Annotated in this window: 24 protein-coding genes; 18 read left to right on the top strand and 6 right to left on the bottom strand. The window is 68.4% G+C overall.

From position 1 onward, the window contains the following. Window positions 1-112 precede the first annotated feature (112 nt). From ACFW5B_RS04355 to ACFW5B_RS04320, 8 genes are all read left to right on the top strand, one after another. The gene (locus tag ACFW5B_RS04355) at window positions 113-1126 is read left to right on the top strand and encodes an acyl-CoA desaturase (protein ID WP_386433007.1); all 1014 of its coding nucleotides are present in this window, start codon (window positions 113-115) and stop codon (window positions 1124-1126) included. A 21-nt stretch (window positions 1127-1147) separates the two neighbouring features. After that, window positions 1148-1828: a TetR family transcriptional regulator gene (locus tag ACFW5B_RS04350; protein WP_386433004.1), complete on the top strand. Its 681-nt coding sequence runs from the start codon at window positions 1148-1150 to the stop codon at window positions 1826-1828. A gap of 306 nt (window positions 1829-2134) precedes the next feature. Next, window positions 2135-2770: a hypothetical protein gene (locus ACFW5B_RS04345; RefSeq protein WP_386433001.1), complete on the top strand. Its 636-nt coding sequence runs from the start codon at window positions 2135-2137 to the stop codon at window positions 2768-2770. 213 nt (window positions 2771-2983) lie between these two features. Continuing rightward, window positions 2984-3625 (top strand): hypothetical protein, encoded by a 642-nt coding sequence (locus ACFW5B_RS04340; RefSeq protein ID WP_386432998.1) that lies wholly within the window; start codon window positions 2984-2986, stop codon window positions 3623-3625. Between the two features lie 260 nt (window positions 3626-3885). Then, window positions 3886-4176, top strand: a complete 291-nt coding sequence (locus ACFW5B_RS04335) for a WXG100 family type VII secretion target (protein ID WP_386432995.1) — start codon at window positions 3886-3888, stop codon at window positions 4174-4176. Window positions 4177-4227: 51 nt separating this feature from the next. Continuing rightward, window positions 4228-5451 (top strand): putative T7SS-secreted protein, encoded by a 1224-nt coding sequence (locus tag ACFW5B_RS04330; protein ID WP_386432992.1) that lies wholly within the window; start codon window positions 4228-4230, stop codon window positions 5449-5451. A 119-nt stretch (window positions 5452-5570) separates the two neighbouring features. Next, on the top strand, window positions 5571-6593 hold the full coding sequence (locus ACFW5B_RS04325) for a hypothetical protein (protein WP_386432989.1): 1023 nt from the start codon (window positions 5571-5573) through the stop codon (window positions 6591-6593). A 147-nt stretch (window positions 6594-6740) separates the two neighbouring features. Next, the gene (locus ACFW5B_RS04320; protein WP_386432987.1) at window positions 6741-7238 is read left to right on the top strand and encodes a hypothetical protein; all 498 of its coding nucleotides are present in this window, start codon (window positions 6741-6743) and stop codon (window positions 7236-7238) included. Between the two features lie 154 nt (window positions 7239-7392). Here ACFW5B_RS04320 and ACFW5B_RS04315 read toward each other — a convergent pair whose 3' ends face one another. Beyond that, window positions 7393-8214, bottom strand: a complete 822-nt coding sequence (locus ACFW5B_RS04315) for a trans-aconitate 2-methyltransferase (protein WP_386432984.1) — start codon at window positions 8212-8214, stop codon at window positions 7393-7395. A gap of 164 nt (window positions 8215-8378) precedes the next feature. Between ACFW5B_RS04315 and ACFW5B_RS04310 the strand changes: the two genes are divergently transcribed. The 3 genes from ACFW5B_RS04310 to ACFW5B_RS04300 all read left to right on the top strand — a co-directional run bounded on the left by ACFW5B_RS04310 (window position 8379) and on the right by ACFW5B_RS04300 (window position 11901). Next, window positions 8379-8876, top strand: coding sequence for a MarR family winged helix-turn-helix transcriptional regulator (locus tag ACFW5B_RS04310; protein WP_386432981.1), 498 nt, complete (start codon window positions 8379-8381; stop codon window positions 8874-8876). A gap of 161 nt (window positions 8877-9037) precedes the next feature. Next, a complete protein-coding gene (locus tag ACFW5B_RS04305; protein WP_386432978.1) occupies window positions 9038-9832 on the top strand; it encodes an SDR family NAD(P)-dependent oxidoreductase in 795 nt (264 codons plus the stop codon). A gap of 62 nt (window positions 9833-9894) precedes the next feature. After that, a complete protein-coding gene (locus ACFW5B_RS04300) occupies window positions 9895-11901 on the top strand; it encodes a beta-galactosidase (RefSeq protein WP_386432976.1) in 2007 nt (668 codons plus the stop codon). A 51-nt stretch (window positions 11902-11952) separates the two neighbouring features. Here the strand turns inward: ACFW5B_RS04300 and ACFW5B_RS04295 are convergent, their stop codons facing one another. The 4 genes from ACFW5B_RS04295 to galT all read right to left on the bottom strand — a co-directional run bounded on the left by ACFW5B_RS04295 (window position 11953) and on the right by galT (window position 16258). After that, the gene (locus tag ACFW5B_RS04295) at window positions 11953-12753 is read right to left on the bottom strand and encodes a LuxR C-terminal-related transcriptional regulator (RefSeq protein ID WP_386432973.1); all 801 of its coding nucleotides are present in this window, start codon (window positions 12751-12753) and stop codon (window positions 11953-11955) included. Between the two features lie 240 nt (window positions 12754-12993). Next, on the bottom strand, window positions 12994-14190 hold the full coding sequence (gene galK / locus ACFW5B_RS04290; RefSeq protein WP_386432970.1) for a galactokinase: 1197 nt from the start codon (window positions 14188-14190) through the stop codon (window positions 12994-12996). Continuing rightward, complete coding sequence (gene galE / locus ACFW5B_RS04285) at window positions 14190-15164, bottom strand: UDP-glucose 4-epimerase GalE (RefSeq protein WP_386432967.1); 975 nt, start codon at window positions 15162-15164, stop codon at window positions 14190-14192. Before galE ends, galK begins: the two co-directional genes overlap by 1 nt. After that, window positions 15161-16258 carry a galactose-1-phosphate uridylyltransferase gene (galT, locus tag ACFW5B_RS04280; protein WP_386432964.1) on the bottom strand — a complete coding sequence of 366 codons (1098 nt, stop codon included), beginning with the start codon at window positions 16256-16258 and terminating at the stop codon, window positions 15161-15163. The genes galE and galT overlap by 4 nt, the downstream gene beginning before the upstream one ends. A 245-nt stretch (window positions 16259-16503) precedes the next feature. Here galT and ACFW5B_RS04275 point away from each other — a divergent pair, with 245 nt between their 5' ends. Beyond that, window positions 16504-18174, top strand: a complete 1671-nt coding sequence (locus ACFW5B_RS04275; protein WP_386432962.1) for a sodium:solute symporter family protein — start codon at window positions 16504-16506, stop codon at window positions 18172-18174. A 30-nt stretch (window positions 18175-18204) separates the two neighbouring features. After that, the gene (locus tag ACFW5B_RS04270) at window positions 18205-18513 is read left to right on the top strand and encodes a hypothetical protein (RefSeq protein ID WP_386432959.1); all 309 of its coding nucleotides are present in this window, start codon (window positions 18205-18207) and stop codon (window positions 18511-18513) included. An 8-nt stretch (window positions 18514-18521) separates the two neighbouring features. Here the strand turns inward: ACFW5B_RS04270 and ACFW5B_RS04265 are convergent, their stop codons facing one another. Next, window positions 18522-19241, bottom strand: coding sequence for a response regulator transcription factor (locus ACFW5B_RS04265; RefSeq protein WP_386432956.1), 720 nt, complete (start codon window positions 19239-19241; stop codon window positions 18522-18524). A 478-nt stretch (window positions 19242-19719) separates the two neighbouring features. On the opposite strand from ACFW5B_RS04265, the gene ACFW5B_RS04260 reads away from it, so the two are divergent. The 5 genes from ACFW5B_RS04260 (at window position 19720) to ACFW5B_RS04240 (ending at window position 26479) form a co-directional block, all read left to right on the top strand. After that, the gene (locus tag ACFW5B_RS04260; RefSeq protein WP_386432953.1) at window positions 19720-20151 is read left to right on the top strand and encodes an SseB family protein; all 432 of its coding nucleotides are present in this window, start codon (window positions 19720-19722) and stop codon (window positions 20149-20151) included. Continuing rightward, entirely contained in the window at window positions 20148-20783 is a 636-nt protein-coding gene (locus ACFW5B_RS04255; RefSeq protein ID WP_386432950.1) for a hypothetical protein, read from the top strand. The genes ACFW5B_RS04260 and ACFW5B_RS04255 overlap by 4 nt, the downstream gene beginning before the upstream one ends. Before the next feature lie 66 nt (window positions 20784-20849). Next, window positions 20850-25604 (top strand): putative T7SS-secreted protein, encoded by a 4755-nt coding sequence (locus tag ACFW5B_RS04250; RefSeq protein WP_386432948.1) that lies wholly within the window; start codon window positions 20850-20852, stop codon window positions 25602-25604. Continuing rightward, entirely contained in the window at window positions 25597-26085 is a 489-nt protein-coding gene (locus ACFW5B_RS04245; protein WP_386432945.1) for an Imm50 family immunity protein, read from the top strand. Before ACFW5B_RS04250 ends, ACFW5B_RS04245 begins: the two co-directional genes overlap by 8 nt. Then, complete coding sequence (locus ACFW5B_RS04240) at window positions 25982-26479, top strand: Imm50 family immunity protein (protein WP_386432942.1); 498 nt, start codon at window positions 25982-25984, stop codon at window positions 26477-26479. Before ACFW5B_RS04245 ends, ACFW5B_RS04240 begins: the two co-directional genes overlap by 104 nt. Window positions 26480-26500 lie beyond the last annotated feature (21 nt).

The following is a 26500-nucleotide window of genomic DNA, read 5'->3' as shown; positions in this document are numbered from 1 at the left end:
TGTGGCGCCTGTCACGGCCTTGCCCGCGGCGGCGGCACTGCCATACTTACGAGACCGTAGGTTACGGTTCCGTAGCCGTAGCCGTGCCCCCGAGCCCCCGACGAGGGACACCATGACCGCTGGTCCTGAAGCCGTAGAAGATCCCCCGATTCCCGCCGATTCCGCCGTCGGTGCGGCCGCCGGTGCGCCGGCGGCGTCCGCGACGCTCGGCGGCGAGCAGCGCCGGTCGCTGGAACAGATCTCGCTGCTGCTGTTCATCATCGTCCCGTTCGTGGCCCTGGTGGCCGCGGTGCCGCTGGCCTGGGGCTGGGGGGTGAGCTGGCTCGATCTGGCGCTGATGGTGGTGATGTACTACATCGGCTGCCACGGCATCACGATCGGCTTCCACCGCTACTTCACGCACGGCTCGTTCAAGGCGAAGCGGCCGCTCCGTATCGTGCTGGCGGTCATGGGGTCGCTGGCCGTGGAGGGGCCGCTGGTGCGCTGGGTGGCCGACCACCGCAAGCACCACAAGTTCTCCGACGCCGAGGGCGACCCGCACTCACCGTGGCGCTTCGGCGAGACCGTTCCGGCGCTGATGAAGGGCCTGTGGTGGGCGCACATCGGCTGGATGTTCGACGAGGAGCAGACGCCGCAGCAGAAGTACGCACCGGACCTGGTCAAGGACCCGGCGATCCGCAGGGTCTCCCGCCAGTTCGTGCTGTGGACGGCGGTGTCGCTGCTGATCCCGCCGCTGGTGGGCGGCCTGGTGACCTGGTCCTGGCAGGGCGCGCTGACCGCGTTCTTCTGGGGTTCCCTGGTCCGTGTCGCGCTGCTGCATCACGTGACGTGGTCGATCAACTCCATCTGCCACGCGGTCGGCAAGCGGCCCTTCAAGTCCCGGGACCGCTCCGGGAACGTCTGGTGGCTGGCCGTCCTCTCGTGCGGTGAGTCCTGGCACAACCTGCACCACGCGGACCCGACCTGTGCCCGGCACGGGGTGATGAAGGGGCAGCTGGACTCCAGCGCCCGCCTGATCCGCTGGTTCGAGAAGGCGGGCTGGGCGTATGACGTCCGGTGGCCGGACGCGTCCCGTCTCGACGCCCGACGCGCGGAGAAGGCCGCCGCTGGTGCCTCCCGCCCGTAGCGGGGAAGGCATCATTGACGGGTGGCGATCGACGACAGCAGCACCAGCGGCAACAAAGGCAAGTCCTCTTCGGGCACGCGGCGGGCCCGCAGGGTCCGGATGACCGGTGCGGAGCGCCGGGAGCAGCTGCTGGACATCGGTCGCACGCTCTTCGCCGAGCGGGGCTACGAGGGCACGTCGGTGGAGGAGATCGCGGCGAAGGCCGGGGTGTCCAAACCGGTGGTCTACGAGCACTTCGGCGGCAAGGAGGGCCTGTACGCCGTGGTCGTGGACCGCGAGATGCGCCAGCTGCTGGACATGGTGACGGGCGCACTGACCGCCGGCCATCCCCGCGAGCTCCTCGAACAGGCGGCCTTCGCGCTCCTCGACTACATCGAGACCTTCACCGACGGCTTCCGCATCCTGGTCCGCGACTCCCCCGTCGCCCAGTCGACGGGCAGCTTCGCCTCCCTCATCAGCGATATCGCCACCCAGGTCGAGGACATCCTGGGCCTGGAGTTCAAGGCCCGCGGCTTCGACCCGAAGCTCGCCCCCCTCTACGCGCAGGCCCTGGTCGGCATGGTGGCCCTGACCGGCCAGTGGTGGGTCGACACCCGCAAGCCGAAGAAGGCGGAGGTGGCGGCCCACCTGGTCAACCTGGCCTGGCACGGCCTGGGCAACCTGGAGGCGAGGCCGAGGCTGATAGGGCATCGGAAGAACTGAAGCGGCCGGTAATGACGGGGCCCGGGGCGGCGAAGCCCGTCGGGGTGGCGGGCCGGGCGTCCGGCATCTGCCGGGTACCTGGCATCTGACGGCCCGCATCTGACGTGGCGTCTCCTGGCCGGCGCCGCAGCGGCGATGACGTCACGGCGACGCCCCACCGCGCCCCACCTGGTGATCGTCTTCTGCCACACTGGTCGGCCGTCGCCTTCCACCGCCCTCTTGCAGGGGCCACGACGCGGTCATCCGGGGACGCGCGGGGGAGGCCTTGGCGGAACGAGGCGAGCCGGACCAGGAGCAATAAACCGAATGACCGAGATAACCTTCTGCCTTTCACGCGAAGAGTTTGCTCAGCAATTCACCGCACTGCCCGAGCACGAGGCATGGGGAGCCCTGCAAACGGGAAATGGGCGGATCGCCGCTGCATCACCACTGGCCCGCATTCACCGCCTCGGCGGAAGTGACGTCCACGAGCCGGCCTTCGCCCTCACGACGGCGGCATCGCCCGCCCGCACCCTGTGCACCATCGTTCCCGAAGCCGGCGCCGCCGTTTCCCGGACCGTGCACGCGGTGCATGACGGGTCCGGCGCCCTCATCGGCCGGATCATCCACGCGCGCTCCCCACTGGGAATCCGCCAGGCCTGGCGCATCGAGGACACGGCAAAGCAATACAGCGCGGTCGCCTATAAGGGGAACATTCGCGGCTGGATCGCCTATTGGGCGGTCTCACCGTTCTGGGCCGTCATGGCCCTGGTCTTCCTCCTCAACGGCGATCTGCGGCCCGGCGGTTCACTGTGGAGCAAGCCCCACCGCGCCCGCTGGCGCATGCGGGCCGGCGGCCCCGGAAAGGCTGCCCTCGACTTCAACACCGGCCGCTACCGGGCGAACAGCGGGCCGCTGGACATAAACCTCATCTATGCACAGGCCGTGCTGTACGGCGTGTAGCGCCGATAGGGCGCCGAAGGACGTGGCGGCGGGCCCGCGACGGCGTCGGGCCCAGCGCAACTCCCCCCGTTGATCGCCGTCTGGCACTCTGGTGGGCCGTCGCCGGATGCCGCGCCCGCAAGGAAATGTGCGACAGCCACCCCCGGCTTCACGCGGGCTGGGGGAGACTTCCGCGGGACGCAGCAAATCGAAGCAGGAATTACGGAGCGAGCAATGTCCGAGGTCACGTTCGGTATCACACGGAACGACGCCGCGAAGGGGTTCTCCGCGTTGCCGGGGTGTGAGGCATGGGGGATCCTGCACCCGGGACGGACCGGGAAGATTGCCCCCGGCCCGACGCTGGCCCGGGTTCATCACCACCGCACCAGTTCCGAGCAACAGCCGGCCTTCACGCTGACGACCGCGGCAGAGCCGGCACACACCCTGTGCACCATCGCCCCTCAGGCCGGCACCGCCGGCCGGCAGACCGTCTACGCCGTGCATGACGGGTACGGCCGATTCATCGGCCAGGTGACCCACGAGCGTTCCCCCCGAGGAATGCGCCAGGCGTGGCGCATAGAGGATGCCGGCAGGCAGTGCAGCATGACCGCCTATAAGGGGAATATCCGCGGCTGGATCGTATATTGGGCATTCTCGCCCCTCTGGGCCCTTCTCGCGCTGCTGGATCTCCTCAACGGCGATACCCATCCGAGCTGGTGGCTTTGGGGCAAGCCCCGCCGCGCCCACTGGCGCACACGAGCCGGCGACGGGCCGCGAAAGCCCGCACTCGACTTCAAGTCCGGCCGATACCGCGCAGACACCGGACTTCTGGACGCGAACCTCATCTATGCGCAGGCTGCGCTGTACGGCGCATAACGCCGAGGGCGGGCACCATCCGCCTTTTCGCGGAACGCCGCCATAAAGGCATCATGCGGAAATTTGAATCAGTTAGGGCATTTCGGATGCACCGCAGGGAAACTTTCCCACCCCTTTAAGGAATCTTTGCCGGTTCGCATGGCTTCACCTTGCCCCCTTTTACCCGTGCGCTTTCACCCCGTCGGGTGGTCGCGATACGGTGATCAGGCGCGCCGGTCCGGGATCGTCGTGCCCAAGAAATACCGATGGGGGATCGCGTCGTGGCAGCAGACTTCAAAATCGATATCCAGCGTATCGAGTCGATGCTCAAGAAACTCGCGGATGCGGGCGACCGTATGCGGGACGCGCAGAAACGCCTCAACAAGGTGGGCCCGAAGACGCTGGGCACCGACGGACTCGACGATGCCTGTGACGAGTTCCAGGATCAGTGGGGTGACGGCATCAAGCGGATTTCGGATGCCGCCAAGGATATTCACGAGAGGCTCAAGCTGACGGTGGACGCCTATAAGGCGGGCGAGGAAGAAAACTCCAAGCTGATGGGCAAGAAGTAACCACCTGCTCGGCCCGGCACCCAAGAAAACACTGATCACAGGGGGAGACGCATGTCCTGGCGCTACATGTTCATCGGCAAGGACGAGGACTGGCCCGGCATCGGATTCAATCCGGCCAAGGGAGATCTGGACCAGATCCAGGCGCTGGCATCGGACGTGAAGTCCGTGGGCGACGAGCTGGACGAGCTCGACCATATGCTCAAGTCGATCGGCAAGAACGACGGCGCGTGGGAAGGCGAGGCAGCAGAGAAGTTCACGAAGAAGCTCGGCGAACTCCCCAAGTTCCTCCGCCAGGGCAGCGAATCCATGCACGACTGCGCAAAGGCACTACGGGGCTGGCACACCCAACTGCAGGGGCTCCAGAAGAAGGCCGGACCCCTTGAGTCGGAGACCGCAGCGGCTCGCAAGCAGATGAAATCCGACCAGGACCACTACCAAAAGGTGTACGACGAGTACCAGTCGCACGTCGGCGAGCAGATGGACCCGGCTGACGCCAAGGCGCTTGCAGACAGGCTGGATTCGGCCCAGCACCACGCCGACAAGTCCCGGGACAAGCTGGAGGAACTCGTCCGCGAGGCCGAGCGCATCCACGCGGACTGGAGCGACCGGGCCGGTGAGGCGGAACGTGCGATCCTCAAGGCCTCGGAGAACCACCCGCCGGACCTCCACTGGTGGAACAGGGTCGCCGACGGCCTCAAGGCCGGCTGGCGAGCGTTCAAGGACTGGCTGGCCGAGCACGCCGATCTGCTGTCCAACATCAGCGCGGTGTTGTCCATCGCCTCCCTCGCCACGATGGCCATCCCGCCGGTCGGGGCGATTCTGGGCGGCCTGGCCATCGGCGCCAGCGCACTCGCTCTTGCCGGATACGGGATCAAGGCGTCGCGAGGCGGAAAAGTGGGTGTCATGGACTGGGTCGGCGCCGGACTGGGAGTGCTCCCGGGAATCGGCGCCGTGAAGGGACTCAAGGCCGCCGGGTCCCTGGCAAAGGGCGAGAGGATCGTCGCTCAGGGCGGCAAGATCGCCAACACGTTCAAGAACGCCCAGAGCCTGAAGACGTCGGAGAACATGGCCCGAGGCATGGCGGACGGTGTCATGCACAAGGGCATCCAGAAGGTGTTCCCCAAGGCGGAAGGCATGGGGGTGGACGTCGCGCACTGGGGCGCCCGCGGCACCCAGATGGGCGTCAAGGGCATCGGCCTCGGCCATCGCCTCGAGGCGAACTGGCCCGATGACAAACCGATCGGCAAGGCGTTCCTGCAGGCGGCGGGGGCATAGCGAACATGACGGAAGCAGTCGCCGAAGTGGCCCTCGGAACTGATGAGGACCCGCCCGTCACCTTTCGGGTCCCTCCCGCCTTCTTCGAATACCCCCTGACCGCCGATCCCGAGGCCCTCGTGGAAGACCTCGCCGACCTTGCGGCGGAGGTGTATCCGAAGGGCGACGACGAACTCTGGCTCAGGTTCGTGATGATGAACATCCCCCTGGTCTCCGAGATGGTGGAGGCGGGGATGAGTTACGCCGGGTTCTGTCTGCTGAACGTCGAAGGGCAGCGGAGCACGGCAACCGTCACTGCGACGTTCGTCGACGACCTGCCCCAGGCGAAGACGATGACGGCCAAGGACCTGGCCGACCACCTCGCCGCAGAATCCCCGGACAGCGAAGTCGAAGTGATCTCCCTGGCCGTCGGCGAGGCGGCCGTCCGGCTCGCTCCGGAGGTCCGGAGGCTGCCCGCCGAGATCACCGACTCCGGCCGGCCCGAGACGCTGACCCTGGGGAAAATCTCGGTCTTCTTCCCGGTGCCTGATCATGGCGAAATCGGGCTGTTCGAGCTCAGCACCCCGTGCTTGGACGACTGGAACCTGTATTCCGAGCTGTTCTTCAATATCGTCAACACGATCGAGGTGACCGGGCGGCGAACCGATCCGCCGGCGGGCGAACACAGCTCCGCCGACGGGCCCATGGCGCTGCCTCAGTCACCACCGCCCCTGCCCGACCCGGACCCGGCGGTGGTACAGGCCCTGTTCTGGCACTCCAGCCGCCTGATGGACGCCGTTGCACTGCGCGGTCAGGTACACGGAGGGCAGCAGGTCGAATCCATAACGTGCGGGACATGCTGGTCCAAGGGCCTGCGGTCCGCCTGCTCGGCACGGCACGGCTGGCAGATCGGCAACGTGATGAGCGGCGCTCTCACGCACGCACTGCCGAGGGCCGTCGCCTCGTTCGCCTCGCGGGGGTGGCAGGCGGAGACGGAAAGCGCCGGGAATCGCGTCCGTGTATGGGCCGGGGACGAGGCGCCCGAGCAATCGGCGGGTTATGCGTTCACCGCGTCTGTGGACGTCGAAGCCGGTACGTTCACCGCCGAGGTGACCGCCCCGTGCACCCGTGCCGCTGTCGCGGCTGATTCCCTGTTCGGTTAAGGGGAGTTGAGAACGTTGCGGCCTGATCTGGAGCAGCAAATCCCCGCGGTACTGCCCGCCGGACAGGTCTACCTGGGCGGGTTCACCACGTCACGCTCAACATCCAGCAGTCCGGACGGCTGCGATGCGCCGGACAAACGACGGCCCGTGGTGCTGACCAAGGCCCGGACCAGCTCAGGAGATTTCCTGGGAAGGCTGGGGGACATCTTCTTCCGGACCCTGACCGCCGATATCCCGTCGCCCAGCGGGACCGATACGGCGCTGGACCCTGTCAAGAGGGCGAAGAGCCAGAAGAGGAAGAAGGCGTTCTTCGGAGGCTGGGACAGTATGGCCGGCCAGTGGATGGCAGCCGCTCAGCCGCGGACCAAGGTGGGCGTCATCGTCGCGGTCGCAGTCACCGACAGCCACTTCCAGTTCGTGTACGCGCAGTACAACCGCTGGAACGGGAACCTGGACGAGGCGATCGAACTGGGTGCTTCTTTCCGCCGGGACACCCTTTCCTGGGCCCGTCTCAAACACGTCAACCCCGACGAGGTGCAACTCGGATTCACCGACGGCTCGTGGGGGACGCTGATGGGCCCTGACGCGGACGCACGCGCGAAATTCTTCCCGCACACCCTCAGCGAACGTGACCCCATCCCATAAGCCCGGCCCGATGCCGAGATGATCACTGGCCGAAAGCCGGTAGTCCCCGACGCCCGGCTGGAGCCGGCCCATACCGGCCTCGGACCGGCAGCCGTCGCGCGCGGCGAGCTGGACGTGGTCGAGGCCGGTGATCACAGCGTGCGCCTCCAAGGGCTCAGAGAAGCGGCTTCCGGGCCACCGCGAAGATCCGGCGGAAGGGAAACACCGTGCCGTGGGGCCCGGTCGGATAAGCCTTGCGGAGTGCGTCGCGGTATTCGGCGAGGAAGGCTTCGCGGGTGTCCGGGTCGTTCTCCAGGGCCGTGAGGACAGGGCGCAGGGCGGTGCCCTTGACCCAGTCGAGGACCGGGTCGTCGCCCGCCAGGAGCTGGACGTAGGTGGTTTCCCAGACGTCGGCGGCGCAGCCGAGGTCGGTGAGGCGCTCCAGGTAGTCGGCCGGTTCCAGGATGTGGACGAAGCGGCGGCCGTGGGTGGTGAGCCGGTCGCGCCACTGGGGGGCGTCGCACAGTTCGCCGAGGAGGGCGTGGCTGGGCGAGGTGAAGTTGCCGGGGACCTGGAAGGCGAAGGTGCCGCCGGGGGCGAGGGCCTCGACCCAGCGGGCGAAGGAGTCCGGGTGGTTGGGGACCCACTGCAGGGCCGCGTTGGAGACGATCAGGTCGTAGGTCTCCCCGGGCGTCCAGTCGGCGGCGTCGGCGGGGGCGAAGTCGAGGTGGCCGCCGCCGGGTGTGGGGCCGGCGTGCGCCTCGGCCTCCTTGAGCATCTCCGGGGAGTTGTCGTAGCCGGTGATGTGGGCGTCGGGCCAGCGGGTGGCGAGGTGGGCGGTGACGTTTCCGGGACCGCAGCCGAGGTCGGCGATGCGGGCGGGGCGGTCCTGCCGGGGCAGGTCGGGTATCCGGTTGAGCAGGTCGTGGAACGGACGGGTACGGTGCCCGGAGTGGCGGAGATATTGCTGCGGATCCCAGGTTGGTGCGTCGTGCATGTTCGAAACCCCTTTGCCGATGCAGGGCTGACACAGAGCTGGCACGGTCTGGTTCGGGCCGTCGCGGCCGGAAACCGAGCCCCCGCCGACGATGCCCATAGTCCAGCGAAATATATCTCGACGTCAAGAGACTTCATGTCGACAGACCCTCTACACTGATCGTCATGGAGGACGAGGTCGACCGACTGGTCGCAGCATGGCGCCGTGAACGCCCGGACCTCGACGTGGAGCCGCTTGAGGTCCTCAGCCGCGTCTCCAGGCTGGCCAGACACCTCGACCGGGCCCGCCGCATCGCCTTCGCCGAGGTGGGTCTGGAGCCCTGGGAGTTCGATGTGCTCACCGCGCTGCGGCGTGCCGGGGCGCCGTACCAGCTCTCCCCCGGCGCGCTGCTGACGCAGACGCTGGTCACCTCGGGGACGATGACCAACCGCATCGACCGACTGGCGAAGAAGAACCTCGTCGAGCGGCTGCCCGACCCCAGCGACCGGCGCGGAGTACTGGTCAGGCTGACCGCGAAGGGCCGCGACCGGGCCGACCAGTCGCTGGCCGGACTGCTGGTACAGGAGCGCGCCATCCTGGCCGAGCTCTCCCCCCAGCAGCGCCGCGAACTGGCCGGCCTGCTGCGGCAGTTGACGGGACCGTTCGACAACACCCCCGGCTAGGCCCGTCGCCGGTCCGCCGGGCCGGGGCGCCGGCGTGCGACCGGTCGGCACACCGCATTTGAGGGCGCACGGGAAGGCAGTGCACGCCCCCTGAATCCGTGCGCGCCCCTCTCCGCCCCGTCCCCTTGCCCGCCGCTCGTCCCGTGGGCTTGGATCGCGCCATGAGCCAGCAGCGCGCACCGCATCCGGCGAACGGCCCGTACGGCAGACGGTTCGAGGGCCGTACGGTCCTGGTGACCGGGGCCGCCGCCGGGATCGGGGCGGCCACCGCGGACCGGCTGGCGGCCGAGGGCGCCGGGGTGCTGCTGCTGGACATCGACGACGCGCGCGGCGAACGCACCGCGCGGCGCATCCGGGCGGCCGGCGGCCGGGCCTCGTACGAGCACTGCGACGTGGCGGGCGAGGACGACTGGCGGCGGGCCGTCGAGGCGGCGCGGCGGCGCTACGGGCCGGTGGACGGGCTGGTCAGCAACGCCTTCGTGCCGTACATGGCGGCCGCCGACCGCACCCCGCTCGCGGACTGGGACCGGCAGCTCGCGGTCAATCTCACCGGTTCGTTCCTGGGGGTGCGCGCCGCCCTGCCGGATCTGCGGGAGCGCGGCGGCGCGGTGGTGCTGACCTCGTCGGTGCACGCCCTGGTCGGGCTGCCGGGGCGGCCCGCCTACGCCGCGGCGAAGGCCGGACTGACCGGTCTGGGCCGTCAGCTGGCCGTCGAGTACGGGCCTCAGGTGCGGGTCAACTGCGTACTGCCGGGCCCCGTGCTGACGGCGGCCTGGGAGGGGATCGGCGAGGAGGAGCGGCGGGCCAGCGCCGCGGAGACGGCGGCGCGGCGGCTGGGGCGGCCCGAGGAGATCGCGTCGGTCATCGCCTTCCTGCTCTCCCCCGAGGCGTCCTTCGTCACCGGCGCGAGCCTCGTCGCCGACGGCGGCTGGAGCGTGTACAAGAACTCATCGTGAGCCGTGCCCGCTGACGGCGGGGCCGCGGCGCCCCACCCGGGCTTCGATCCGTAGGTGTATCCATGGGCATCCATTTCGGCGGCGACTACAACCCTGAGCAGTGGCCCGAGGAGGTGTGGGCCGAGGACCTGGAGCTGATGAAGGCGGCCCGCGTCACCATGGTCACCGCCGGGATCTTCTCCTGGGCGAAGGTCGAACCCCGGCCCGGCGACTGGGACTTCGGCTGGTTCGACCGCGTGATGGACGGCCTGGCGGGCGCCGGGATCGCCGTCTGTCTGGCGACCATGACCGCCTCACCGCCGCCCTGGCTCTCGCGCGCGCACCCCGAGATCCTGCCCGAGGACGCCGACGGCCGGCGCCGCTGGCCGGGCGGCCGGCAGCACTACTGCCCCTCCAGCCCCGTCTACCGCGCCCACGCCGTACGCCTGGTCGAACAGCTTGCCGCCCGCTACGCCGGCCACCCCGCGCTCACCCTGTGGCACATCGGCAACGAGTACGGCTGCCACACCCGCCACTGCTACTGCGAGGTGTCGGCCGAGGACTTCCGGCGCTGGCTGCGCGAGCGGTACGGCAGCGTCGACGCACTGAACGCCGCCTGGTCGACGGCCTTCTGGTCGCAGGCGTACGGCGACTTCGACGAGGTGCTGCCGCCCCGCACCGCGCCCACCTTCCCCAACCCCGCGCAGCAGCTGGACTATCTGCGCTTCGGCGACGCGGTGCTACGCGCCTGCTATCTGGCCGAAAAGGAGGTGCTGGAGCGCCTCACCCCGGGCATTCCGGCCACCACCAATCTGATGCCGCAGCACAAGCCGGTCGACGCCTTCGCCTGGGCGGCCCATATGGACGCGATGGCACTGGACTTCTACCAGGACCCCTATGTACCCGACGACCACATCCGGGCCGGCTATGTCTTCGATCTGATGCGCTCGGCGCGCTCCGGGCAGCCGTGGATGCTGCTGGAGCAGGCGCCCGGTGCGGTCAACTGGCGTCCCCGCAACGGCCCCAAGCCGCCCGGCGCGATGCGGCTGTGGAGCTGGCAGGCCGTCGCCCAGGGCGCGGACGCGGTGCTGTACTTCCAGTGGCGGCAGTCGCTGGGCGGCGCGGAGAAGTTCCACTCGGCGATGCTGCCGCACGGTGGCACCGATACCCGCATCTTCCGTGAAGTGTGCGAGCTGGGCCGCGAGTTGGCGGCGGTGCCGGGGATCGAGGGGACCCGTTCGCGGGCCGGGGTGGCGCTGCTGGCGGACTGGCAGAGCTGGTGGGCGGTGGAGCTGGACTCCAGGCCGTCGACCGCGCTGGACCACTCCCGGATCGCGCTGGAGCACTACCGGCCGCTGTTCGAGGCGGGCGTGGCCTGCGATGTGCTGCCGCCGCAGCGCGAACTGTCCGGCTACCGGCTGGTGGTGGCGCCCAACCTGTATCTGCTCACCGCGCCGGACGCCGCACGGCTGGCCGCCTATGTACGCGACGGCGGGCAGCTGCTGGTGTCGTTCTTCTCCGGCATCGTCGACGAGCACGACCGGGTGCACCCCGGCGGGTACCCGGCGCCGCTGCGGGAGCTGCTGGGGCTTCGGGTGGCGGAGTTCTGGCCGCTGGACGCGGGCCGGTCGGTGGCGGTCGGCGGTGACTACGCGGGCCGGGCGGACCTGTGGTCGGAGGAGATCGACCTGGAAGGGGCCGAGGCGCTCGCCCGCTTCACGGAGGGGGAGCTGACCGGCCGCCCCGCGGTGACCCGGCACTCCTACGGGCGGGGCACGGTCTGGTACGTCGGCACCCGGCTCGAACCTGCCCTGCTGCGAAGGCTGTTGGACGATGTCCGGGCGGCGGCCGGTGTGCGGCCCGTACTGCCGGGGCTGCCGCCGGGCATCCAGGCCACCGTCCGTGAGGGCAGCGGGGGCCACTATGTCTTCCTGCTCAACCACGGGACGGAGACCGTCGAGGTCGGGCTGCCGGCCCCGATGCGGGACGCGCTCGCGGTACCCCGTTCGGCCGGAGCCGGGGCCGGGGCGGCGGCCGTCGACCGGGTCACCCTGGAGGCACGGGGCGTGGCCGTACTGATGGAGCCCTAGGGGGCAAACGCCGCCGGATCACGGATACTTGGGGCCCCACCTCCCGCCCCCTCAGGGCACCGGCACCGACTGCGCCGCGGCCGGCGTCTCCAGCTCGACCGGGCCGACCCCGGCCCGGCGGGCCAGTGCCACCGCCGCGAGGGTGGAGTGCACCCCGAGCTTGCCGAGGACGTTCTGCATATGGGTACGGACCGTGTGCGGGGAGAGGAACAGCCGCTCGGCGACCGCCTTGCGGCCCAGGCCCGCGACCATGCAGCGCAGCACCTCCCGCTCACGCGGGGTCAGCGACTCCACCAGCCGCTCGCTCTCCGAACGGTGCTTGCGTGCGGCCGTCAGCTCCCGCAGCACACCGGTCAGCAGTGCGGGCGGCAGATGCGTCTCGTCCCGGAGCACCCCGCGGATGACCGCGAGCAGCCGGGAGAGCGAGCAGTCCTTGGCGACCCAGCCGGAGGCACCGGCCTGCAGGGCGGCGGCCGCGCGGCGCGGGTCGTCGCGGTCGGCGAGGACGACCGTGCGCAGATACGGATGGCTGGTGCGCAGGCCGGAGACCAGCGCGATGCCGTCCCGTGGCACGGGGCGCGGCACGCCGTCCCGGGCCGCGCCCTGCGCGGGCACCGCCAGCAGCGGCGCGGCGAGGTCGGCGTCGGCGAGCAGCACGTCGAAGCGGCGGCCGTCGGTGGCCGCCCGGTCCAGATTGCGCAGGGCAGCGGGGGCGCTGCCCGCGGCCGCGACGTCCACGTCCTGTTCCGCGGCGAGCGCGGCCGCCAGGGATTCGGCGAAGATGCGGTGGTCGTCGACCACCAGAACCCGGATGCGTTGCACAGAGACCCCCTGTCTCGGTGAACGGACCATAGCGGGCACGACGCCCGGATTGAAGATCGCCTGCGTCGCACGGCCGCCGCCGCGCCGACATGGCCACCCCGCCCCGGGCGCCGTACCCGAACGGTCTCGCCCCCTGATCGGCACCGGCCCCCACCGGTGCAGGTTCCCAGCGTACGGACGGGGTGCGGCGAGGGAAGGTGATTGGCGAAACTGCTTCCCCGGCGGGGCTTTCCGGCGCCGGTCCGGTGGCTTCGCGCCGTCCGGCGCGCCCTATGCGACGCGGTGCGCCCCCGCGCTGGCGACGGCCTCGAAGATCCGTGGGGCGGCGTGGCCGGCCGCCGCGAACGCCTCGGTGACGGCCGCGCCGACGGCGGCCGCGTCCGCCTCCTCGACGAGCACGATCGCCGAGCCGCCGAAGCCTCCGCCGGTCATCCGGGCCCCGACGGCGCCCGCCGACAGCGCGGTGTCGACGGCGAGATCGAGCTCGCGGCAGGAGATCCGGAAGTCGTCGCGGAGCGAGGCGTGGCCGGCGGTCAGCAGCGGGCCGATGGCGCGGGTGCGGCCGGCGTCGAGGTGGGCGATGACCTCTTCGACGCGGTGGTTCTCGGTGACGATGTGCCGGACGAGGGCCTGCACGACGGGGTCGCCGGCCAGCCGTTCCAGCGCCTCCGGCAGATGCGCGTGGGACACGTCGCGCAGGGCCCGCACCCCGAGCGCCCGCGCGCCACGCTCACAGCCGGCGCGCCGCTCCGCGTATGCGCCGTCGCCCAGTTCGTGCTTGACGCGGGTGTCGACGACGAGCAGCCGCAGCCCCTCCCCCGCCAGGTCGAAGGGGACCTGGCGCCGGGTGAGGTCGCGGGTGTCCAGGAACAGGGCGTGGCCGTCGGTGCAGCAGGCCGCGGCGGTCTGGTCCATGATTCCGCAGGGCACCCCGACGAAGGCGTTCTCGGCCCGCTGGGCGAGCTGTGCCAGCCGCTGCGGCTCCTGGCCGAGCGCGTACAGGTCGTTGAGGGCGAGCGCGGTGACGACCTCCAGGGCGGCGGAGGAGGAGAGTCCGGCGCCGGTGGGCACCGTGCTGTCGTAGTGCAGGTCCGCGCCGCCGACGGGCAGGCCGGCCTCCCGCATCGCCCAGAAGACGCCCGCCGGGTACCCGGCCCAGCCGCCCTGGGGAGTGGGCCGCAGCTCGTCCAGGCGGAGTTCGACGGTGCCGCCGTCGGCGCGGTCGGAGTGCAGCCGCAGCACCCCGTCGTCGCGGGGCGAGGCGGCGGCGAGGGTGGTGTGCGGGAGGGCCAGCGGCATCACGAAACCGTCGTTGTAGTCGGTGTGTTCACCGATCAGGTTGACCCGGCCGGGCGCCGCCCACGTGCCCGTGGGGGCGGCGCCGTACACCGCGGCGAACCGCCCGGCGGTGTCCTGGGCACGGTCCGCGCGCCCGGTGGCCGGAGCGGCGGCTCCGTGTGCGGTCATCAGGACTCCTTCGTCCGGTCGAGATTCTGCGCGAACTGCCAGGCGTCGGCGACGATGCCGGCCAGATCGGCGCGGGCGGGCCGCCAGCCGAGGCGGTCGATCGCGGTCTGCGCGGAGGCCACCAGCACGGCGGGGTCACCGCCGCGGCGCGGGGCGACCACCTCCGGGATGGGGTGCCCGGTCACCTTGCGGACGGTCTCGATGACCTCGCGGACGGAGAAGCCGTTGCCGTTGCCGAGGTTGCAGATCAAGTGCTCGCCCGAGGTGGCGGCGTCGAGGGCGAGGAGGTGGGCCTCGGCGAGGTCGGCGACGTGGATGTAGTCGCGGACGCAGGTGCCGTCGGGGGTGGGGTAGTCCTCGCCGAAGACGGAGATCGCCTCGCGCTTGCCCCGGGCGACCTGGAGGACGAGCGGGATCAGGTGCGACTCGGGGTCGTGGCGCTCGCCGCAGCTGCCGTAGGCGCCGGCGACGTTGAAGTAGCGCAGCGAGACGGCGGCCAGGCCGTGGGCGGCGGCCTCCCCGCTGATCATGTGGTCGACGGCGAGCTTGCTGGCACCGTACGGGCTGGTGGGCGCGGTCTCGGCGGACTCGGTGATCGGGGTGGACTTCGGCTCGCCGTAGGTGGCGGCGGTGGAGGAGAAGACGAGAGTACGGACGCCGGCGTCGCGCATCGCGGCGAGCAGGTCCATGGTGCCGCCGACGTTGTTGCGCCAGTACTTCTCGGGGTTCACGACGGACTCGCCCACCTGGGAGAACGCGGCGAAGTGCAGCACCGCGTCGTAGGAGGGGTCGAGCCACTTCGCGGCGTCCTGGATGCGGCCCTCGATGAAGTGGGCGCCGGCGGGGATGCCCTCGCGGTGGCCGGTGGACAGGTCGTCCAGCACGGTCACCTCGTGGCCGGCCTGCAGCAGATGTGCCGCGACGACGCTGCCGACGTATCCCGCACCACCGGTGACCAGGTACTTCTTGCTCACTCGCTCGCTACCTCTCGCAGTCGGTCGGCCGCGGCCTCCGGCGGCACGTCATTGATGAACACGTTCATGCCGGATTCGGAACCCGCGAGAAACTTCAGCTTGCCGGAAGTACGTCGGATGGTGAAAAGCTCAAGGTGGAGGGCGAATTCCTCACGGTCACCGGCGCGCAGCGGCGCCTGGTGCCAGGCGGCGATGTACGGCGTACGGGAGGCGGCCGCCGCGGCCGCCCCGTCCCCGCCGCCCGGCGCGGCCTCGCTCCCACCGCCCCGCCCGGCGAAGATCCGGTCGAAGCGCCGCAAGACTTCCAGATAGATCTGTGGGAATTCTGTGCGCGCGGCGTCGTCGAGGGCGAGCAGGTCGGGGACCCGGCGCCGGGGGTAGAGGTGCACCTCGTAGGGCCAGTGGGCGGCGTACGGGACGAAGGCCACCCAGTGCTCGCCCTCCAGGACGATCCGGCGGCCGTCGGCCAGCTCGTCGGCGACGGTGTCGTCGAAGAGGTTGCGTCCGGTGGCCGCGCGGTGGGCGGCCACCGAGGTGAGCATGCGCGCGGTGCGCGGGGTGACGAAGGGGTACGCGTAGATCTGGCCGTGCGGGTGGCCGAGGGTGACGCCGATCTCCGCGCCGCGGTTCTCGAAGCAGAAGACCTGTTCCACGCCCGGGAGTTGGGAGAGTTCCGCGGTGCGGTCGGTCCAGGCCTCCAGGACCAGGGCGGCCTGCTCCTCGGTGAGGTCGGCGAAGGAGGCGTCGTGGTCGGGGGTGAAGCAGACGACCTCGCAGCGGCCGTGGTCACCGGCGAGGGACGGGAAGCGGTTCTCGAAGACGGCGACGTCGTAGTCGGGGGCGGGGATCTCGGAGTGCCGGCCGTCGCGGGAGGGGCACAGCGGGCACTCGTCGGCCGGCGGGTGGTAGGTGCGGGCCTGGCGGTGCGAGGCGATGGCGACGGAGTCGCCGAGGAGCCGGTCGTGGCGGATCTCGGCGGCGGTGGCGACGGGGTCGAGGGGGCGGGGGTCGCGCTCGCCGCGGACCGCGTCGTCGCGCCGGTCGTAGTAGATGAGCTCCCGGCCGTCCGCCAGCCGGGTCGTCGTCTTCTTCAACGGAGCTCCTCACCTGCGCCGAACCGCGCCGACCAAACACAAACAAACACAATGAAGCACAACTAAACAGTGGCGTCAATGTCGAGCGCAGCACCGGACCTCTCACGGATTCCCCGAGACATTCGCGACATATCGACAAGCTCAATCACGAATCAACAACTCAACCAAACAAAAGTATTCAGTTTCTGAAGGCCCGGGCGTAGCTTTCTGTGCACTCCGATCGCGCAGAGAAGCGAGTTCCCACCATGATCACCTTGGCCGAGGGGCTACGGCTCCCCACCAACGGGCTCGATTACACGATCCTGGCCCTCTACTTCATCGTCGTCCTCGGCATCGGGTTCGCGGCCAAACGCAGCGTGAAGACGAGCCTGGACTTCTTCCTCTCCGGGCGGTCACTGCCCGCCTGGGTCACCGGTCTCGCGTTCGTCGCCGCCAACCTCGGCGCCACCGAGATCCTCGGGATGGCCGCCAACGGCGCGCAGTACGGGGCCTACACCGTCCACTGGTACTGGATCGGCGCCATCCCGGCGATGGTCTTCCTCGGCCTGGTGATGATGCCGTTCTACTACGGCTCGAAGGTCCGCTCGGTGCCGGAGTTCCTGCTGCACCGCTTCGGCCCGTCCTCCCACCTGCTGTCGTCGGTGATCTTCGCCGTCTCGTCGGTCCTGATCGCGGGCGTCAACCTCTACGCCATGGCGATCGTGCTCCAGGCGCTGCTCGGCTGGCCGCAGTGGGTCGCCATCGTCGTCGCAGGCTTCTTCGTCCTCGCGTACATCACCATCGGCGGGCTGTCCTCGGCGATCTACAACGAGGTGCTCCAGTTCTTCGTCATCCTGGCCGCGCTGATCCCGCTGACCGTGGTGGGCCTCAAGCGCGTCGGCGGCTGGGACGGCCTGACCGACTCGCTCTCCTCTTCACACGGGGACGCCTTCCTCACCGCCTGGAAGGGCACCGGCATCGGCGAGGCCAACCCGCTCGGCGCGAACTGGCTGACCATCGTGCTCGGCCTCGGCTTCGTGATGAGTTTCGGCTACTGGACCACCAACTTCGCCGAGGTGCAGCGCGCGCTGTCCGCGAAGAACCTCTCCGCCGCCAAGCGCACCCCGCTGATCGCCGCCTTCCCCAAGATCTTCATCCCGCTGGCCGTGGTCGTCCCCGGCCTGATCGCCCTGGTCATGGAACCGACCCTGGGCAAGTCCAAGGACGGGCTCCAGTACAACGACGCGATCCCGGTGCTGATGCGCGACCTGCTCCCCAACGGCGTCCTGGGCATCGCGGTGACCGGCCTCCTGGCCGCCTTCATGGCCGGTATGGCCGCCAACGTCTCCTCCTTCAACACCGTCTTCACCAACGACATATGGGCGGCCTACCTGAAGAAGGGCCGGGAGGACGCCTACTACCTGAAGACGGGCCGGGTGGTGACCGCGGTCGGCGTGCTGACCGGCATGGGCACGGCGTTCATCGCCGCCGGCTTCAGCAACATCATGAACTACCTCCAGACCCTCTTCTCCTTCTTCAACGTCCCGCTGTTCGTCGTCTTCGTCATCGGCATGTTCTGGAAGCGGACCAGCGCCGCGGCCGGTTTCTGGGGTCTGCTCTCCGGCACCGCGGCCGCGATGGTCAACTACTTCTGGCTCTACAAGCAGGGCATCATCGCGATCCCCTCCGACCAGGGCGCCAACTTCGTCTCCTCCATCGTCGCCTTCGTCGTCGGCGCACTGGTGATGGTCGTGGTCACCCTCTTCACCGAGCCCAAGTCCGCCGAGTCGCTGGCCGGTCTGGTCTACGGCACGAGGTCCCCCGGCATGGCGGAGCTGCCGGCCGAGGGCGACGACGCCTGGTACCGCAGGCCCGCGCTACTGGGCTGGGGCGCCGTCGTCCTCGCCGCCCTCTGCTACCTCCCGTTCTCCCTCTGACCTGCCTGAACCAGCGGAGTTGACGCACCCATGAGTGACTACCAGCACGAGGTCGAGGAACTGGAACGCGAGTCGGCGACCGCCGCGCGGCTCTTTGACGTACGACGCATCATCGGCGGCCTGTTCACCGTCTACGGCGTGATCGTCACCATCGCCGGCCTGATGGCGAACGACGCGGACCTGAAGAAGGCCCAGAACATCAACATCAACCTCTGGACGGGCCTGGGCATGCTCGCCCTCGGCCTGTTCTTCCTGATCTGGCAGATGCTGCGGCCGGCGGTTGCGCCGGAGGCGGGGGAAGGGGAGGCCGAGGCGGAGGGTGGACCTGCGAAGGACTGAACGCGTCGTCACCCCGGCGGCGGCACCGGTGCGTCCGGTCCCGCCGCCGTGGCGCGCGCGGTCTGCCCGCCCGCCCGGTCCAGCAGCCCCGTACGCGCCGCGAGCGCGGCGGCCTCCAGCCGGGAGCCCACCTCCAGCTTCATCAGCACCCGCTGGACATGCGTCCGCGCGGTGCTCGGCGCGATGTCCATCCCCGCCGCGATCAGCCGGGTGTCCTCACCGTCCGCCACCCGCATCAGCACCTCGACCTCGCGCGGGGTGAGCAGCTCCAGCAGCCGCGCCCCCTCGTCGTCCGGCTGCGCCGCGGGGTGCAGCAGCTCCTCGAAGGCCTGCTGCAACAACTGCGGCGAGACCGCCGACTCCCCCGCCCGCGCCTTCATCATGGCGCGCTCCACGCCCTCGATCCGCTCGTCGTTACGGACGTAACCGGAAGCCCCGGCAGCAAAAGCGGCCGCAATTCCCCGCGGACTGGGCACCGGCCCCAACACCACCACCGCGACCTGCGGCCGCTCCTTCTTGATCCGTACGACGGGGTCAAAGGCCCCCGGCCGGGCCGGCGCCGCGGTGCCCAGCAGACACACCTCGGGCGCCCGGCTCACCACCAGCTCCGCGGCCCCCGCACTCGGCGCGGCCGCCGCCAGCACCCGGTGCCCGCGCAGTTTCAGCGCCGAGGCGAGCGCCTCCGCGAGCAGACGATGATCGTCGACCACCATGAGCCGCACGCCCATCGAGCAACCTCCCCCGCTCCGGCGGGCCCCGGCGCAGCCCCCGGCCGGGCCACTCGTCCCCGGGAAGCTACACGTTCGGCTGCGATACCGCGCCCCCTACCGGGAAGAAGCCCCTCGGAATGCTGGAATCCCGGCCAATGTGGGCTGGTTGGAGTGGTGGGGGCGGGGGCAGGGCTCTCATGGACCGGACCCTGCCGACGCACGGACCGCGGACGGCGTAACGGCGTATCCCGCCGCCCTCCGCGGAGTTGAGAGCGGCCTGCCCCGAGGCACTGCCCGTGGCAAGCAGCCTCCTTCGCCACACCGAGCGCCTCACCCGCCATCGCTGCTCTTCGAACTCCATCCCACTCCAGGCTGGTTGAATTCAAAAGAAACCGGTGGCCGGTTTTCCGGCGGAGCGTCATTGCTCGCATTGTCAGAGTCGTATGCGAAAGTAGGTTCGACAGTTGAGCTGAAACCGGGGAGGGAGCCGGCCGTCATGTCACTGGCCGACGAAGTAGCGGCAGCACACGCAGGGGATCCGAATCCGGCCGCGCTGGTGGGTGAGTTCCGTCGGACGCCGGTATTGATACCGCTTGTCAACGACTCCCTCATGTCGGCCGAGTTGTCCGGTATCCGCTGGATATACGCCTTCTCCGACGAACAGGAACTGGCTCGCTTCGCGATGTCCCGCGGCGCCGCTCCCGATACCGAACTGCCCTATGCCCGCGCGGTCGGCGCGCGTCTCTTGGACGTCGTCATCCCCGCCATCGAGGGACCGGCGGGCGTGGCGCTGGACGCGGGAAGTGAGCAGGGCATGGTGTTTCCGCCGGTCAGCGGCATCGTGCCGGACTCCGTGGCGATCGACCTCATCGAGCCCGACTCAACCGCAAGCGGGCCCGGAGCACCCGTGGCCGGAGGTGCGGCATGACATCCGCCGAAGGCTACGAGCTCGACCCGAATGCCTTGAAGCAGGTTACCAAGGGCATCCATGAGGCCATTGCAGAGCTGAAGGAACTGGGCTTTGACATCAACGCCCAACTCGGTCAGGGATTTGACAAATTGGCCCTCTCCGGCATGGAGAGCGGGCACGCCGGCATGAGTTCCGTCTTGGATTCGTTCTGCGAACGCTGGGGCTGGGGCGTTCGCCTGCTCATCCATGAGGCCAACGAATTCGCGCGCCGTCTTGATTTGTCGGCCGGGCTTTATCACGAGCAGGAGCAGTACGTTTCGACGACGTTGAAGGTCGGGGCGAACGCGCTGCTGATGGGGGACCCGACGATGACAGAGGAACAGCTCAAACACCGGACGTGGAAGCAAGTCCGCGACGACAACGCCATCACCCAGTTCGACGACGCGGACTGGGACCCCTCCTCTGCCAGATCCCGCAAGGCCTTTGAGGAAGTCGACCAGGCGGCGCAGCAGACAGGCGAGGACTTCTCGACGTCCAAGTGGGCGGGCGACGCGGGCCACAACTGGGCCCTGCGCCCGCTGAAAATCGTCCAAGAAAACCAAGCGCAGGAACAGGCGCAGGCGCAGGCGCGCGACCACGGCGGATCCTGAGGAACCGTCACACCTTCACCACCGCACAACCACTGCTGCAGAGCACCACTGGGGGGTTAGGAACTGATGGGCCTCGGCGACTTCATCAATTCCGCAGCCGAAAAGGCTGGCAACGCTGTCGACGGCATCAAGGAGGCGGCTGGCGAGGCCGTCGACTCCGCCTCGGACTTGACCGCCGACGGACTCGCCTACGTCGGTGCGGACGGCGCGGCCAAGGCCGTCCGCTCGGCCGGTGACGATGTCGCTGATGCGCTGGGCGCGCAGGTCGACGAGCGGCAGCTGGGCGAGAGCGACGACCCCAAGGAGCTGATCCATGGGGACGTCGCGAAGATCAATGAATCCGCCGCCCATCTGAAGGACTTCTACGCTGCCTTCGAGCGCGTCGGCCAGGGAATCCGCAAGCTCGACGCCGGGTCCTGGAAGGGAAAAGCCGCCGACAGCTTCCACGAGAAGTTCGACGTACACCCCAAGCAGTGGATGCGCACCGCGGATGCCTGCGAGTCGGCGTGGAAGGCCCTCGACTCCTACGCGGACACGGTCTCCTGGGCTCAGAAGAAGGCTCAGGCGGCCATCGACGCATGGCGAGCGGCCGAGAAGAAGACCATGAAGGCGTTCACAGCGCACAGCCACGCGGTCGACTCGTACAACGCCAAAGCCGACGCGTACAACTCCGCACTGGACGAAGGTTCCGACCCGGGCCCCAAGCCCGACAAACCCGGTGACTTCCACGACCCCTCTGAACAGGATCGCGAGGCGGCGCAAGAAATCCTCAAGAACGCCCGCAGCCAGCGCAACGAGGCCGCGGAGAAAGCACAGCGCGCCCTCAAAGGCGCCTTGGATCACGCCCCGCAGGCACCGAAGTTCACCACTGAGATGGCTCTCGACACCGCTGACGGCATCGCAGCCGGCGGCATGAACCTGATGCACGTCGTCGGCGGTGTGGGCAAGGCCCTTGTCGAAACGGTCAATCTGGCCCGCACGGTGAACCCGGCGGAACCGTACAACCTCGCCCACCCCCATCAGTACATGGCCAACGTCTCCAAGATCACACTCGGCCTCGCCAGTACCGCCGCCCACCCCGGGCGTTTGGCCAAGGGGATGCTCGGCGAGGGCTGGGGCAGCGACCCCGGGGATGCGCTTGGCGGCGTCATTGGCAACCTCATCGGCGCCAAGGGCGTCGGCGCCGTCGGCAAGGGCGTGATGAAGGCGGGGGCAAAGGACGCGGCCAAGGGGGCCGCGCGGACAGCCGTCAAGGACGGCGGGAAGCGCACCGTCATGGACCGGGCCCGTACCGCCTGGTGCAAGATCTTCGGCAACGACCCCATCGACATGGCCACCGGCCGGATGATCCTGCCGCAGACCGACGTCACGCTCCCCGGCAGCCTCCCGCTCACCTTCGCCCGAACCTTCGAGTCGTCCTACCGCACCGGCCGCTGGTTCGGGCCGACGTGGATGAGTACGGTCGACCAACGCCTGGAGATCGATCCCGAGGGCGTCATCCTCATCGGTGAAGAGGGCAACTTCCTCCTCTACCCGCATCCGGCGGTAGGTGTGCCCACTCTCCCCGCCGAGGGTGACGGCCACCACCTGGAGCTCACCCCGGACGGCGACTATGTTCTCACCGACCCGGTCACTGGCACCCGCCGCTACTTCACTACCTACACCGAAGACCTCGCCGTCCTCGACGAGATATCCGACCGGCGCGGCAACCACCACACCTTCGACTACACCGAAGACGGCACCCCTACCGCCATCACCCACAGCGCCGGTTACCGCCTCCTGCTCACCACCGAAGAGGGCCGCATCACGGCCCTCCACCTTGCAGGCGCGGCCCCCGACGGCTCCGACCAACTGCTGATGACATACGGCTACGACGAAGCCGGCAACCTCATCACCACAACCAATTCCTCCGGCCTCCCACTCCGCTTCACCTACGACGATCACGGCCGGATCACGTCATGGACGGATACCAACAACAGCAGCTACACCTACGTCTACGACGACGATGACCGCTGCATCTCACAGGGCGGCATAGCAGGCCACCTCCGCGCCCAGTTCACCTGGGGCGACCCGGATCCCGCAACGGGCCTGCGTACCAACACTTTCCATAACTCCCAAGGCCAGGTCACCCGCTACGAGGTCAACGAACGCCACCAGGTCGTCGCGGAGACCGACCCCACCGGCGCCACCACCCGCACCATCCGCGATGCCAAGCACCGCATCCTGTCGATGACCGACCCCCTGGGCCGCGCCACCCACATCGACTACGACGACGAGGGCCGCCCGGTGACCATCGTCGCCCCCGACGGAAGCCGATCCACCACTACCTACAACGACCTCGGCCTGCCTCTGAGCATCACCGGTCCGGACGGCACGACTTGGACCCACGCCTACGATGCCAACGGCAACCGGACGGCCACCACCGACCCCACTGGGGCCACCACCACCTACACCCACGACGAGCGCGGCCATATCGCCGCCGTCACCGACGCCTTGGGCCACACCACCCGCCTCTATTGCAACAAGGCGGGCCTGCCGATCTCGGTTACCGACCCCCTCGGCGCGGTGACCCACTACCGCCGCGACGCCTTCGGCCGCACCACATCCGTTACCGACCCGCTCGGCGAAACCACCCACATGGTGTGGACGGTTGAAGGGAAGCCGGCTGCCCGCATAGAGGCCACCGGCGCCACCGAGGAGTGGACCTACGACGGCGAAGGCAACCGTCTCACCCACACCGACGCCATCGGCCAGACCACCCGCTTCGAATACACCCACTTCGACCTGCTGACAGCCCGCACCGACCCGGACGGCGCCCGCCACGAGTTCACCCACGACACCGAACTCCGCCTCACCCAGGTCACCAACCCCCAGGGCCTGACCTGGAACTACGCCTACGACGGCGCAGGACGCCTCATCTCCGAGACGGACTTCGACGACCGGATCCTGGCCTACACCCACGACGCCGCAGGCCAACTGGCCGCCCGCACCAACACCCTCGGCGAGATCACCACCTACAGCCGCGACGCCCTCGGCCGCATCACGGAGAAGAACGCCGCTGGCCTGATCACCACCTACGAGCACGACGCGGGCGGCAGCCTTCGGCAGGCAGCCAACCCCGACGCCACCGTCACCTACACCCGCGACCTCCTCGGCCGCGTCACCGCCGAGACCGTCAACGGCCGCACCATGACGTTCACCTACGACGCTCTGGGCCGCCGCACCTCCCGCACCACGCCCACCGGCCACACCACCACCTACACCTACGACGCCGCCGGCAACCGCACCGCCATGGACATCGCCGGCCATGTCCTCACCTTCGACCACGACGCCGCCGGCCAAGAACTCACCCGCACCATCGGTGACCACCTCCAGCTCGCTCACACCTGGGACCCCACCGGCCGCCTCACCAGCCAGTCACTCACCACAGCTGCCACCGACACCCTCCAGCCCCTCACCGGCGCGGACCGCCCACAGAACCCCGCCGCCGAAGCACGCCGAGTCCTCCACCGCGGCTACACCTACCGCCCCGACGGCAACCTCACCGCGATCGACGACTCCCACACCGGCCGCCGCACCTTCGACCTCGACCGCGCCGGACGCGTCACCGCCGTCCACGCCACCGACTGGACCGAGACCTACGCCTACGACGAAGCCGGCAACCAAACCCACGCCACTTGGCCGGACCGCCATGCCAACGCCTCAGCCCGGGGTGAGCGCACCTACGCCGGCACCAATATCACTCGCGCTGGCCGCATCCGCTATGAACACGACGCCCTTGGCCGAGTAACCCTCCGCCAGAAAGCTCGCCTCTCCCGCAAACCCGACGCCTGGCACTATGCCTGGAACACCGAGAGCCGTCTCACCACCACCATCGCCCCGGACGGCGCTACCTGGCGCTACGCCTACGACCCATTCGGCCGCCGCATAGCCAAAAAACGCCTCGCTATGGACGGCCAAACAGTCACTGAGCAAGTAGAATTCACCTGGGAAGGTTCCACTCTAACCGAACAGACTACGCAGGTGGCGGGGGCGCCAAAATCCATCACCCTTACCTGGGACCACAAGGGTTTGATCCCCCTAACTCAGCTTGAGCGTAAATACTCAGCTCAAGATATCCCCCAATCACCTCAATGCATTATTGACCAACGGTTCTTCGCGATAGCCACAGATCTGGCAGGCACGCCGACGAATCTCTCGTCAATGGACGGCACGATCGCATGGCAAGCTCGAGGTGCATTCTGGGGCGGAACGACATGGAGTCGCGCCGACACAGCCTACACACCCCTCCGGTTTTCCGGTCAATATTTCGACCCGGAAACTCAACTACACTACAACTTCCATCGTTACTACGACCCCACTGTTGGCCGTTACCTGTCCCCGGATCCCCTCAGGCTAGCGCCGAAGCCAAATCCGATCACCTATGTACTCAATCCTCACGCCCAGATAGACCCACTCGGTCTTTTTGACTGCAAGGTTAGCCGTGCAGAGGCCAGGAGCAATGCCCTTCGGGACGCGGGAATACCTGACGATGCGGTACCATTTGACAGCAATGATTACATAAAGGCAACCAAGCCAGAATATCAGGGTGGGGGGATGTTGCTCGACGAAAATGGTAGGCCAATATTTTACCGTCAGGAGTGGTTCGAGCGAGCCGATGGCGAAATCATTGTCTACCAGGATCACTGGTTTGGCCATCAAGAACCCGGAACACCCGGACACCAACCGGCACATGTCCACGTGCGGCCGTATGGCGAGGAAAGGAACGGACAGGTGCCAGGATGCGAGGAGCACTATTATTACAACCCAAGTCTTGGCTGAATCGATAGAGAACCCGCAGGAGCTCATCAGCCTATACGGCAGTGTGCCGAATCTTGACACCGTCAAGATTCGATCAGTTCACTTGAGTAGACTCGGCCCGATGGTCAAATTGCGCTTCGACCTGCCAACATATCCAGAAAGCGTTCCCGCCGAGTGGAATGAATTCCACTGCGATACAGTTCAATGCCAGGTCGAATTCGTCAATGTGAGCAATTTTAGATTGACAAGTTTGACCCTGCCGGTCACGGCTGACATCGCATTCTCGATCGGCGACAGAACGGCTAGCGTCGAGATTGAAGGCCCCGGAACGTCTATCGCATTCAACTGCCTCCCCTTTACGCTGGTCGGGCACGTCGGCGCGTTTAAAGCTTCCAGCGATGGGTCCGATTCCGGAAGGCATTTCTACGCTCGGAAGATCGACGCCAAGCTCTTCGACTCAATTCCAAGCCTGCACCAGGGGGCGTTTTATGACAGCATCTAACTGGAGAGACCTCCTGGACGACTCGGGAGGAATTGAGAGGTTCTATGAATTCGGCCCCGAGTTGAGCTCATGCAATCTGATCTACCTCCACATGGATGAACGCAGCCAGAGTCTCACGATGAGCCTTGAGGCCGAAGAGCCCTTCAACCTACCTCGCGAAGGTGAGTATCCAGAGGGCTGCAACGTCGTCGCATTCCACTTGTCTTTCTTCGGCGTTAAAGATCTCGAATTCGATGGATGGCAAACCCAGGCCGATAAGATCATCAAGGTATCCAAACGCCAATCGGACGGATTTATTTATACCTCAATCACGGGCCACGAGGAGTTCATGAAATTCACTGCGGATAGCACGTCCATCATTCACTCGCAAGCCAAACGCAAGGCCATGGAGTAAGCGATAGGGATTCTTCGATAC

Source organism: Streptomyces sp. NPDC058773, assembly GCF_042746015.1.
In the GTDB taxonomy this organism is placed as follows: domain Bacteria; phylum Actinomycetota; class Actinomycetes; order Streptomycetales; family Streptomycetaceae; genus Streptomyces.
Note: the sequence above shows the minus strand (reverse complement) of the source record. Positions and strands in the feature narration are given on the sequence as shown.